We start from the raw sequence: 11643 nt of genomic DNA on the forward strand, positions 1-11643 counted from the left end.
TATGGTATCTTCAGCTTGATTATCAAAAGTCTAATTCAAGAAATAAAGTTTCAACTTTATGTCATCCCATAGTTTACTTTTGATAATCGGTTAATCTCTACTTTTTTACAACAAAAGAATAAAATTAACCTTGCTTTTTGAATAGTAAATTATAAAACAAATATAAGAGTCATCCCGAACTGATAGCCCCTCCTAACCTCCCCCAAGGAGGGGCTCTCAGTTCGGAACGACAGAGAGAATGGCAATATCTGTTTTTACGATTGTTGCTTTTAGGTTAAAATAGCGAATAAGCCCAAAAGACCTTTCGGGTTATTTTTTATTAGAGAGTGTTATAATTAGTTAATAAGCTGAGTGTTTGTGACGCATCCTTATCTTCCTTGTTATTAGTAGCTTTAATCGGGTTAACTGTTGTACAACATACAAATCGGAGTGTGTGTATGACATTTTTTAAGAAGTTTAAAGTTGTAATGCATTGAAAATTACCCTATATTTGCCCATCACCCAAAAAAGAACATACTTATTTCGAAACAAAATATGGAGAAAACCCTTGTTATACTAAAGCCTTCGTGTGTTCAAAGAGCACTAATAGGAGAGGTTATTTCCCGTTTCGAAAGAAAAGGATTACGCTTGGCCGGAATGAAAATGGTTCAACTTGATGATGCCATTTTATACGAACATTATGCTCATCTTAAAGACGAGCCTTTTTTTAACCGTATCAAGAATTCTATGGAAGCCAGTCCCGTAATTGTACAATGCTGGGAAGGCCTTGAGGCTATCAAAGTTGTACGGGCTATGACCGGAGCTACCAATGGGCGTAATGCCGAACAGGGTACTATAAGAGGGGATATGTCTATAAGCTCGCAAGAGAATATAATACATGCATCAGACTCTCCCGAATCCGCAGAGGTAGAGCTGAAACGTTTTTTTAACGAGAATGAATTATTTGAGTATAAACCATCCGTCTTTGGATATTTGTATGCCAATGACGAGATATAAAGAAATTATGCAGAAAAGTACAAAATTATTGAAACAAAATCTGAAGCGCTTAAAGGTCTTACCTATAGCAGCTATGTTTCTATTACCTATGAGCAGCTTTGCTCAGAAGAGTGCAGAAGCAGACGACAGCAGAGTCGAGTTAACCTACAAACAACGTCACAGCAAAATCGTTCAAAACAACAATCTATATGCTGATGGAATAAAGATAAAACGCGATCTTTCTATACTCAAAGAAGTACAGGAAGAGCGCGTTTTAGCTGCAGATGAAATTCCGGCAGAAGAATTATATGGTGGTGTGTGGAACAATCGTTATGTTAATGCATATCGTGCGATAGATAATGTGCCTGACACGTTCAAGGTAGATTTATCTAATTTCACAATGCCGACCATGGGGCATACTACTTCTAACTTCGGACCTCGTCGCCGCCGTATGCATTACGGTATCGACCTTAAGGTGCAAGTAGGAGATACTATTTATGCTGCATTCGACGGAAAAGTACGTCTGAAGCAATACGAAAGACGCGGATATGGCTATTATATAGCACTTCGTCATTCTAACGGATTGGAGACTGTTTATGGTCACCTTTCTAAATTCTTAGTAGAAGAAGACGATGTGGTGAAATCGGGCGATCCTATCGCTTTAGGTGGAAATACAGGACGTTCGACAGGATCTCATCTTCATTTCGAATTCAGATTTTTAGGTAAGCCTATCAATCCGATCGAAATAGTCGATTTTGATAATAAGGTATGTCATAGAGATACATATATGATAACATCAAATTCGTTTGATTATCCGACCAGAGCATCGAAACGTGGAGCTGCTACTTTGGCTGCGGGTACAACCCGTTCTAAAAAGACCACTACAAATAAATATGCTTCGGGATCGGTTGGCTATCATCGAATAACAAAAGGAGATACGCTTGGTGCTATAGCCCGAAAACATGGTACTTCTGTAAGCAAGATTTGTGCGCTGAACAGTATTACAACTAAAACAGTTTTGCGTCCGGGTAAATCGCTACGCGTCTCATAGAGAGATACTAATACTATTATATCATAAAAAGGTTGTCGATTATTTTCGGCAACCTTTTTTTATTTTGTTTTTTATGTATTCGGGTGTATTACAAGTGCTTAAATGAACAATATTTAAGGTTGATTGTTTTGTATATATGGTACTAATGAGTACTTTTGACGCCCCAAATACTCAATTATAATGCTCAATTGGTACCAGAATACAACGGCTGCATTATTGCCGTATTCAAACGAGAATATGCTGATTAGTTCTGTCTTTTTTTGGAACAGTGGAATTTCATGCTTGTGTCTTGTTGATTTTAAAATGCTTATTCTAATGTTCTATAATTAAAACTACAATATTGTATGATAACAGTATTTATAAAGAAATTATTTTTATTGTTTCTTTTCTGTTTCTTAACCTTAACCGCAGAATTGAATGCTCAGGTAACGATCGGTACATATACGGAACCGATGAAAGGTGCATTACTCGACTTGAAAGAGAATCCTAACGGGAATTCTGATAAAGGGTTAATTTTACCTCGTGTAACTCTCGTTAATAGAAATTCACTACAGCCCTGTGCAGATGGAACAGAAGGTGATAATAGTGCAATACATACCGGCTTGGTCGTCTATAATGTGACCACAATAACTACTAATGCTCAGGATCGTTTATGTCCGGGTACGCATGTTTGGGATGGAGCTAAATGGGAACCTATTGTAGACTATCCGACATGGGCTACTATGACAACACTTATATCTCAAGGGACTAATGTATTTACATTCCTCGATCCCGCCATTGCTACCGATTGGCCTGTTGGTAAAGATAGGGGACAATATCCGTTAGGTTATTTAGGTACTTATACCGATTCTCGGGATAACGAAATCTATAATTATACTCGTTTTTACGTCGCAATAAATAAAAGAATAGATACTTATGAGACTAAGGATAGCTATTCTTGTGATCCCAATACTCCAAATTTTGTTACTAGTGGAACTCTTCAAGTTCCAGTCTATGGTGCTTTCGAAGATGGTGTCTGGATGGCAGACAATCTGAGAGCAAGAACTTACGATACCCAACGTGATAATGGTGAAACGATTGTTCAGGCATTAAGTGGGCCTACAACCAATACAGGTACAAATTATACTTCTACTTATTGGCAATATCCCGGAACTGCTGCTACTCCTGCTAATGCTACCATTTATGGATTATTATATACATGGGCAGCTGCCAGCAACTCCAAAGTAAGTACTGCTAATGAAGGGGGGCTGAATGAAGGTGCACGGGTTCAGGGTGCTTGCCCGAGAGGCTGGCATCTGCCTAGCGACAGAGAGTGGACTAATCTGGAGAATGGAATTATTGTTAATACAATCAAATTTAGTTCTACACCGACTATTGGTGTAAGTGGTATTATTTCTTATACTAATACAAGTGCTACTCGGGGTACTTTCCATGGGCAAGCTATGCGAAGCACTACCACCGGAACGACTCTTGTGGGAACGAGTAAAGCCGCCAATGCGGGTGGTTTTAATATTTTTATGTCCGGCTTTGCCAACAACGGAGGTATTCAGGGTTTTGGTACAGGAACACATTATTGGTCGAGCAGTAGCCATAGTGCCAGCAATGCATGGAAACGTGCGTTAGACCCGGCTCTTTCTACTGTTAGTTATAGTGGTGGTTCTCGAAATAACATGTTTTCGGTACGTTGTATGAGAAATCAAAGTTAAGGCAATCAATAGTGCTGATTTATATAATGAAAGGCTATCGGAATTTTATTTTCGATAGCCTTTTTTGTTAGAGATAATACTATTTATTGTTGCGTATACATATAATATATTCCTGCAATGGCAAGTAAGCCCGCAATAATAGCCAGTATAATTTTGATGGTGCTATATGGTCTGCTTCCTGTTATATGTCCGTTTCGTCCGTTCATATAGAAACTATATAGCTTATTTTTGTAAGTATAAGAAGATATGTAGACAGGCAATAGGATCAGTTTGAACTTAATATCGGTGATTTTCGTGTCTTTAGAATCTATTTGCTGCTCGTCGCCACCAATATCATATCTTATTTCAGAGTCTATCCTATCGTTTATAACCCTCTTGGCGGTGTTGAAGCCATCGCGCAGATTGGTCGTGTATTTTTCGGTCGAAAACCCACTGAGAAAGCGATTGTCTGCTTCAACCATGTTTATTGTATCCCATCCGCCTCCACCGCTTACCTGATCGAGTAATGCTTGGTTGATGTGTTTTGATGCCGATACCATAATATCGTCGAAGAACAAAGAAACATTACCGCTGCAATACGTCCAGCGGGTACGGATTTCGGTACGCTTATTGTTGCCGCTGCCTACGGTCACGGTATAGGTATCTCCCCGTTTTCCGGTGTAGGATGTTTCGGTTTGAGCATCATACGTCCAGCAAGGGATATAAAGTCCTTGCAGCTGATCGGTCTGCATGGCTCTTCTCTTTAGTTTGTTGGGTGCAAACCACAATGATTTTAGCCACTTGTGCAAATGTTCGTTTACGCAGTCGTCTGCTATATGAAAGGGTAGTATGTAAGATGCTTGTATGAGCCGCTCTTCGTGTGCATCCGATTCTATAAGCGGAGTATTACAATAGGGGCATGCAATCGATTTGGTATTCTCATCGAAAGTCGATTCTGCACCACATTTACGGCAGCCTATAATTTTTGTTGCTTTAAGGTTTATCTCCTCATAGGCTCCTGCGTACTTTTCGAAGTCGAGTTCTACAACTTCTTCCACAGGTTTGATGTCTATGGGGGTATCTGTATTGCAATAGTCGCAATGCAGGAACGTTGTGCCCGGTTTATATTTTAGCGAGGCTCCACAATTCATGCACTGAAATGTGGCATTGCTCATATTGATGTTTTCGTCTGTTTCCGACATGTTTTAGTTTAAGATATGTCCTATAATTCTAGCTCTCCTACACCTCCCCCAAGGGGAGGGAGCAGAGGGTATATGGAGTGTTTATAAGTTGTGATATTCTTCTCTCTGTCATCCCGAACTGAAAGCCCCTCCTAACCTCCCCCAAGGGAAGGAATACAAAGAGAGTGTACAAAGAGCCCCTCCTTGGGAGGGGTTGGGGAGGCTTATTTTGGTAATGGCGGAGGTGTTTGTCCCCACAATTGTTGAAGATCAGATTGGCTTTCTGCGGCAGCCCAATCCGTCATACCTTGTTTCCATACCAGTGTTTCTTTGGTTAATATCTGTTTTGCCACCAGTTCTTTCAGCCCTTCTTTGTTGAACGGTCCCGATTGTTGTCCGCCTACAGCTACATAGTATGCCGTGTCTGTCGGTAGGGGCGGCGGGGGCGTATTTTGAGTGCTTTGTGTCGCCATCGATTGAGCCATTGTGTTTGCCATTGCCATTCCTGCACCTAAACCAATACCCATTCCTGCTGTTCCCGATGGGTTTTCGGCAGCGGCTTCCATTGCTTTGGCAGCTTTCATTTTTGTCAGCTTATCCAGGTCTATTTTGTCGAGACGGCTAAGCTCGAATATTTCTTTTTTGACCTCATCGGGCATTGAGATGTTTTCGATGAGGAATTTTGTAACTTCCATACCGTATGCGGCAAAGTCGTCGTGCATGAATCCGAATATGCTTTCTGATAGTTCGTTCAGATTGGATGCATATTCTTCTATCGGTTTATTCGCTTCTCCTGTGGCATCCGAAAAGCGTGTTACGATAATGCTTTTTAGTTGTTCGCTGATGTGGCTTGTCGTGAACGACATATTTGTTCCTACTATCTCGCGGATAAATGTAGGTGCATCTGTTATCTTGAATGAGTAGATACCGAATGCACGGACTTCGATCATGCCGAATCTACTGTCTGAAAGTACTAAAGGGTTTTTAGTTCCCCATTTTTGGTCGATGAAATTCTTTGTGCTAACGAAATATACTTCGGCTTTGAATGGGCTGTTGAATCCGTATTTCCAGCCTTTAAGGGTAGATAGGATAGGTAGATTTTGTGTATTGAGGGTATATGTGCCGGGTGTGAATGTATCGGCTATTTGTCCTTCGTTTATAAAGACTGCCATTTGCCCCTCGCGTACTATGAGCTTAGCATTGTTTTTTATTTCGTTGTTATGTCTTTCGAACCGATAGACAATTGTATTTTGTGTATTGTCGAGAAATTCAATTATATCAATTAATTCTCCTCTTAGTTTATTGAAAAATCCCATATATTTAAATTATTAGTGATTTGTTTTTAATTTCGATATTTTATGCTCATACTCACCACTCTATGGGGCTGATGCCTTTTGCCGAGAGGTATTTATTTGCTTCACTGAAATGGTTGTTTCCGATAAATCCTCTGTGAGCCGATAGGGGAGAGGGGTGTACCGATTTAAGTATGAGGTGTTTGTAAGGGTCGATGAATGCGGCTTTTTTCTGTGCATACGATCCCCATAGCATAAATACCAGATTTTCCCGTTCTTCGGCAAGATGGCGTATGGCTGCATCGGTAAATGTTTCCCATCCCTTGTTCTGATGCGAGGCTGCCATATGTGCTTGTACGGTGAGTGTGGCGTTGAGGAGGAGAACTCCCTGGTTAGCCCAACGGGTAAGGTTTCCCGACCGTGGAATGGGAATCCCTAAGTCACGATTTATCTCTTTGAATATATTGACCAACGAAGGCGGCGTTTGTATGCCATCGTTTACCGAAAATGAGAGCCCATGTGCTTGTCCGTCGTTATGATAGGGGTCTTGTCCGAGTATTACTACTTTCACATTGTCGAAAGGGGTATGGTCGAATGCATTGAATATCAATTTGGCAGGTGGAAATATTTGTTTGGTACGATATTCGTTTCTTACAAAATCGGTTAGTTTTGCGAAATAGTCTTTCTGGAACTCGTCGTTGAGCCTATCTTTCCAACTTTGCTCTATTTTTACATCCATTAGTTTAATAATTATAGGTTAAGTTGATTCAAATATACTGCTTTTTGGTAATAGATTATTTACGAAGCGATATGTTTTGAATAAGAGGACGCAAAAATCGGAATAATTTTATATTTTTGTGCCTTCTATCATGGCTCTGTAGTTTAATGGATAAAATGGAGGATTCCGGTTCCTTTGATGCGAGTTCGATTCTCGCCAGAGTCACAAATATGCTTTAAAAGAAAGAAGAGTATCAATTGATACTCTTCTTTCTTCTTTATATAGTTTACTTGACTCGTGTTTCAAATATTTTAGAGGAACCATCACTTTTTCTAATTGTTATAAAAGTTTCTCCCTTATTTTTAATTATTGAATCGCCAATTGCTGCATATTCCCATGATCTGGGATAGAAATCGGCTATAAAAGCTCCATCATACCAACTATCTGCCTCTACATTAAATGTATAAACTTCATGGTTACCTCTGTCTTGATAGATGTCAGTTATAATTCCTTTTACATCTATTTTAAGAATTCCCGGCTTGTTGTCATAGCAGCTAAAATTGAAATATCCACAGAAAAATAATGTAATGCAGATTAAAATATATTTCATAATTTATTATATAAAAAACTGACGAATCCTTTTTGCAATGCATCGAGAAGGAGCATCTTTTTAGATATGCTATAGATCTATTAATGTTCTTGTCATCTGAAAAATGAGTATGTGATGTAACTGCTAAAAAAAATAAGCAAGTAGATAACTCCTTTTATTATTGGGCATTTAACGCCAAAATAAATAGAATATATAAAATTACTTTTTATTTAAAATCATATCTATTTTCTCTTTATACGCACAATAAAATGTATATTTCTTTCCATCACGTAGGATAATTAGAGAATCTTTTCCTATTGGTTTGTATATAGAATCTCCTTTTTCCAAAATACTTATTAAGTATATATTATTCTTTAATAAGCTGTCATTATTTGGTTGTCCATATGCTGTTGCTCGGAATTTACGTCCATCATCTAGTTTTATATTCAATGCCCCTTTAGGAATACTACTTAAATCTTCTTTATAACTAGATACAACTCCAATTATCATTGAATCGATTGATAGACTTGGATATTCTGAGCTCAATTGGTCACTTTTTTTTCTAGAAGCTTCCTTCATGATTATCAATAGAAATATACTCAGAGCTATCCATGATACGATAAGAATAATATAAATTTTATTTTTCATTTCGTTCTATATTGCCTAAATAATTTGGTATTCGATTCTCTTATGCTTCCTGTAACGGGAACAGGGCTTATTCCCCAACCGATTGACTTCGTTTCAACATGTCCCCCATAAGCATCTGTTTCACCTATTGATGTTGACAGGTTTAACATAAAAAAGGAACCACTACTTACAGTTGCTTTTCCAACAAGCGAACCTCTAGTGAAGTTATTAATATCTCCATTATAATAGAATTTAATATGGGATGTAGATACAGCTACATCTAACCCTCCTAAGCCTACAGCACCAGCTGCATAATATATTGTTTTCCCAGCATCTGGTCCATTTATAAACCTTACTGCCATGATAACATCTCCGGCAACGCTAAATATTGCTTCAGTTGATAAAGTGATAACATGGCCTTTGGCATCGGGTTTTCTTATCTTCGATTCATTTTTAATTACTTCAAAGCTTTTGGTGTATTCGCTCATTGATTTATTGTAATGGTAATGACCAACATAATTAGTATTATTATCAAAAGGGGGATCTCCCTCTGATGGATCATTATTAGCTTGACTTTTCTCACTATTACTTTTCATATTATTCAAAGCAACTTCTATTTCACTAACATCACTCGTTGTCCATCCAGTGGATGTTTGAGACCACATTCCCGTCGGATCAATATACTTCAGCGGATTATTCATCACATAGGCATACGGACTAATACTATAGTATTTTTCCTCTAGCGGATCCACACTCATAAACCTCCCAGTAGTCGGCTCCATCTGCCTGGCATGATAATCATACATATTAAGCTGATGCTCCTGCTCCAGTTCCTTTCCATTATAATTATAGGGTTGCTTCTCTAAGTCCGTACTCTCCGCAAACGCCATTCCGAAGGGATAATAATGCGACTTCTGCACCACCGTACCACCGGCATTGGCCACCACACGATTGTTTCCCAGATGATCCGTCAAAAAGAAGTAATAAACACCCCCTTCAACATATCCCCCATCCACCAGTATACGTTTCAAAGTATTATATATCTTCTTTCTTTTTTTTCTTGATATAATCTGCTGCGGAAAATGATAAATAATAACCTAGATATAAACCCAAAAAAAGAAAAAATAAAGCAAACAAGAAGGTGTTAATGTGAATTTTCAGTATATATAAAGTTATTATAATGGCAAAATATATCCAAAATATATAGTAAACTATCTGATATGAATAAATACTTAAATAATAGATAAACTTTTTCATTTTTTTCTTTTTAGTATTTCAAACAAAATAATCAAAAGAAAAAAAGACCAGAGAATAATCATCTGCACTAAATCATCTTTAAAGAATGAAGGCAAATATTCTTCAAAAAATATATATATAACAAGATATATACCACCTAATAAACAGGTTATTTTAGATATTTTTTTTATCATCTGTTTTTTTCTTCTTGTTTCTTTTTTTCTCGCAGAGCTTTATCGACATATTCGATTGTTTGTTGGACAGCAGCAGCTCCTAATCCACTACCCACAACAATTGTAGGAATCTGTCCTTTTGGAGAGGACTTCATAGATGGATCACCAGTAGGTTCTTTTCTTGTTATGTTATCATCTACTGATTTATTATGATTTCTTTGAATTTTCAAATCTTCTTTATCCGATTTTTCTTGCCTCTTTTTTTGTTCTTTAAGTTGTTCTGGGTTAGCAGCCTTAGCCTCTTGAGTAAAAGAATCTTTACTCACATTAGCTCTGTCAATTAAGCTATTGGATACCTCCTCTGCCCTTTGGGCTTCATAAGCTGCATCTGCATTTGATAATGATTGTCCTGTTTTAATAGCTTTATAATATCGTGGAACTTTAACCGCAATCCTCATCGTATATCTTGCAATTTTTAAAGAAAGACTTATTGGGTTTCTCCCATCTGGATCAACAATATTAATTGGATTATTCACCACAAAGTGTACGGTGATTAAGAGGAATATTTCTCCGCTAGCGAATCCACACTTGTAAACCTTTCCGTACCCAGTTTATACGCCTAGCAATGCAATCATACATATTCAACCCATACATATGATCCAGTCCCTTGCCGTTTTACAAAATATTAAAAAGATCATATTACATAACAGAAATCTCTTCTGCTAAATCCGTATAATTATATTTTAATAAGAGAGAGTCAACCTGATTTTTAAATAAGGGGTCAATTGATTTGCCATTATTACTGCATTCTAGATTTTTTCCATAAAAGTAAACCAGCGTAGACTATTGGACGTGTTTTTTCAACAATGATAATCGATCATTCCATGTTACTTCATAGTAATCAACTATATTTTTACGTTCCTCACAAGATGTAAATAAAAAAAGTATGAATATATCTATTAAACCCAATTTTTAAATGTTACTTTATTATTCGAATCTAACTCATAAATTAATTGTACTGTCTTTCTATAAGTAGAACTTATGAATCGCATTTCAATAGCATCTTCTTTCATATCTATTTCTTTGATATTTGTATTAATGAAGACATCTATACAGATCGCAGCTAAAATATACTGCCCTTTCATTATATCCTCGAAAATACTTTTTTCCAATAAATTAATCAAATCCTGAGATTCCGGAAATTCGCCACCATCCGATGCACCTATAGATACAATTTGTCGATCTCTCTCCATGGCAAATGCAAATGGATAAAATCCGCCCATGTCTTCAAAAAATATACTTGATAGTTTCTTTACTTCGTCAATAATCAATAATTCATTTTCTGTTAGTTCCATAAATTCTATTTAAAATTCAAGTTTCTTTATGACCACAGAAGTATTGTCCTGAGGCGTTACTGGTATAACACTGTATCTTGTCACCTCAAATCCAGCTTCTTGAAGTGGTTTGCTCAAATTAGCACCTCTGTTTATATGCAGTTTCGGAACTTGCCCGTTTCCATTCGAAAATTCTTTCTGAAGTCTTAACTGTTTGGTTAAGCTCTGCGTTGCTCCATCTTTCAAATTTTTTATTTCTGTCGACCCTCCATTTTTTATTCCATCAGGTACAGTTGTTCCTCCTTTTCCAGTCTTGGGATCTATTCGAGTTATAGATTCTGTGTTTTTCCCCAACCCCAATTTTTGTAATTGTTCCCCCTCTATTCTTCTACCTGCGTTGAGTCTCTCAATATTGATGGAGGGTTTATTGCCACCTGTACTTTCTGAGGTTTTTGAACCAACTTCTGCTGCTGTTCTTACTCCAACTCGGACTGTTTCACCAACTCCAGCTCTTACTCCAACTTTTACAACATCTGCAACTCCTAATAATGGTGTACTACTCCCAGCAAGGACAGGATTCATACCCAAAAAAGGAGGTATTATCACCTGTTTCCCATCTGGATCAATATACTTCAGCGGATTATTTTTGACATAAGCATACGGCGATATATTATAATACTTTTCCGCCAGCGGATCGACACTCATAAACCTACCCGTACCCGGTTCCATCTGTCTGGCATGATAATCATACATATTAAGCTGATGCTCCTGCTCCAGTTCCT

General features: G+C 37.6%; 12 protein-coding genes and 1 tRNA gene. 4 read left to right on the plus strand and 9 right to left on the minus strand.

Annotated elements, in window-relative coordinates; genetic code table 11:
* Nucleotides 1-534: 534 nt before the first annotated feature.
* From ndk to G7Y56_RS17850, 3 genes are all read left to right on the plus strand, one after another.
* Nucleotides 535-996: a nucleoside-diphosphate kinase gene (gene ndk / locus G7Y56_RS17840; RefSeq protein WP_165045732.1), complete on the plus strand. Its 462-nt coding sequence runs from the start codon at nt 535-537 to the stop codon at nt 994-996.
* A 7-nt stretch (nt 997-1003) separates the two neighbouring features.
* A complete protein-coding gene (locus G7Y56_RS17845) occupies nt 1004-2026 on the plus strand; it encodes a peptidoglycan DD-metalloendopeptidase family protein (RefSeq protein ID WP_185153946.1) in 1023 nt (340 codons plus the stop codon).
* A gap of 344 nt (nt 2027-2370) precedes the next feature.
* Complete coding sequence (locus G7Y56_RS17850; protein WP_165045734.1) at nt 2371-3732, plus strand: FISUMP domain-containing protein; 1362 nt, start codon at nt 2371-2373, stop codon at nt 3730-3732.
* Between the two features lie 83 nt (nt 3733-3815).
* On the opposite strand, the gene G7Y56_RS17855 is transcribed toward G7Y56_RS17850, so the two are convergent.
* From G7Y56_RS17855 to ung, 3 genes are all read right to left on the minus strand, one after another.
* Nucleotides 3816-4913 (minus strand): hypothetical protein, encoded by a 1098-nt coding sequence (locus tag G7Y56_RS17855; RefSeq protein WP_165045736.1) that lies wholly within the window; start codon nt 4911-4913, stop codon nt 3816-3818.
* Nucleotides 4914-5116: 203 nt separating this feature from the next.
* Nucleotides 5117-6208 (minus strand): SPFH domain-containing protein, encoded by a 1092-nt coding sequence (locus tag G7Y56_RS17860; protein ID WP_165045738.1) that lies wholly within the window; start codon nt 6206-6208, stop codon nt 5117-5119.
* 52 nt (nt 6209-6260) lie between these two features.
* Nucleotides 6261-6923, minus strand: a complete 663-nt coding sequence (gene ung / locus G7Y56_RS17865; protein WP_165026270.1) for a uracil-DNA glycosylase — start codon at nt 6921-6923, stop codon at nt 6261-6263.
* A gap of 132 nt (nt 6924-7055) precedes the next feature.
* Here ung and G7Y56_RS17870 point away from each other — a divergent pair.
* Nucleotides 7056-7127 (plus strand) — tRNA-Arg (locus tag G7Y56_RS17870).
* Nucleotides 7128-7188: 61 nt separating this feature from the next.
* On the opposite strand, the gene G7Y56_RS17875 is transcribed toward G7Y56_RS17870, so the two are convergent.
* From G7Y56_RS17875 to G7Y56_RS17900, 6 genes are all read right to left on the minus strand, one after another.
* Nucleotides 7189-7512, minus strand: a complete 324-nt coding sequence (locus G7Y56_RS17875; protein WP_165045740.1) for a hypothetical protein — start codon at nt 7510-7512, stop codon at nt 7189-7191.
* A gap of 198 nt (nt 7513-7710) precedes the next feature.
* Complete coding sequence (locus tag G7Y56_RS17880; RefSeq protein ID WP_165045742.1) at nt 7711-8139, minus strand: hypothetical protein; 429 nt, start codon at nt 8137-8139, stop codon at nt 7711-7713.
* Entirely contained in the window at nt 8136-9149 is a 1014-nt protein-coding gene (locus tag G7Y56_RS17885; RefSeq protein ID WP_255498806.1) for an RHS repeat domain-containing protein, read from the minus strand. Before G7Y56_RS17885 ends, G7Y56_RS17880 begins: the two co-directional genes overlap by 4 nt.
* A gap of 395 nt (nt 9150-9544) precedes the next feature.
* A complete protein-coding gene (locus G7Y56_RS17890) occupies nt 9545-10066 on the minus strand; it encodes a hypothetical protein (protein ID WP_165045744.1) in 522 nt (173 codons plus the stop codon).
* A 420-nt stretch (nt 10067-10486) separates the two neighbouring features.
* Nucleotides 10487-10882, minus strand: a complete 396-nt coding sequence (locus tag G7Y56_RS17895; RefSeq protein WP_165045746.1) for a hypothetical protein — start codon at nt 10880-10882, stop codon at nt 10487-10489.
* Nucleotides 10883-10891: 9 nt separating this feature from the next.
* The coding region (locus G7Y56_RS17900; protein WP_255498807.1) for an RHS repeat-associated core domain-containing protein at nt 10892-11643 on the minus strand (752 nt) is incomplete at its 5' end.

Origin of the sequence: Dysgonomonas sp. ZJ709 (genome assembly GCF_011039195.1) — a bacterium.
Taxonomy (GTDB): Bacteria; Bacteroidota; Bacteroidia; order Bacteroidales; family Dysgonomonadaceae; genus Dysgonomonas.

Bases quoted from the DNA above. Each gene is read 5' to 3' on its own strand.
- ndk (WP_165045732.1), top strand. From the start codon at position 535: ATGGAGAAAACCCTTGTTATACTAAAGCCTTCGTGTGTTCAAAGAGCA.
- G7Y56_RS17845 (WP_185153946.1), top strand. From the start codon at position 1,004: ATGCAGAAAAGTACAAAATTATTGAAACAAAATCTGAAGCGCTTAAAG.
- G7Y56_RS17850 (WP_165045734.1), top strand. From the start codon at position 2,371: ATGATAACAGTATTTATAAAGAAATTATTTTTATTGTTTCTTTTCTGT.
- G7Y56_RS17855 (WP_165045736.1), bottom strand. From the start codon at position 4,913: ATGTCGGAAACAGACGAAAACATCAATATGAGCAATGCCACATTTCAG.
- G7Y56_RS17860 (WP_165045738.1), bottom strand. From the start codon at position 6,208: ATGGGATTTTTCAATAAACTAAGAGGAGAATTAATTGATATAATTGAA.
- ung (WP_165026270.1), bottom strand. From the start codon at position 6,923: ATGGATGTAAAAATAGAGCAAAGTTGGAAAGATAGGCTCAACGACGAG.
- G7Y56_RS17875 (WP_165045740.1), bottom strand. From the start codon at position 7,512: ATGAAATATATTTTAATCTGCATTACATTATTTTTCTGTGGATATTTC.
- G7Y56_RS17880 (WP_165045742.1), bottom strand. From the start codon at position 8,139: ATGAAAAATAAAATTTATATTATTCTTATCGTATCATGGATAGCTCTG.
- G7Y56_RS17895 (WP_165045746.1), bottom strand. From the start codon at position 10,882: ATGGAACTAACAGAAAATGAATTATTGATTATTGACGAAGTAAAGAAA.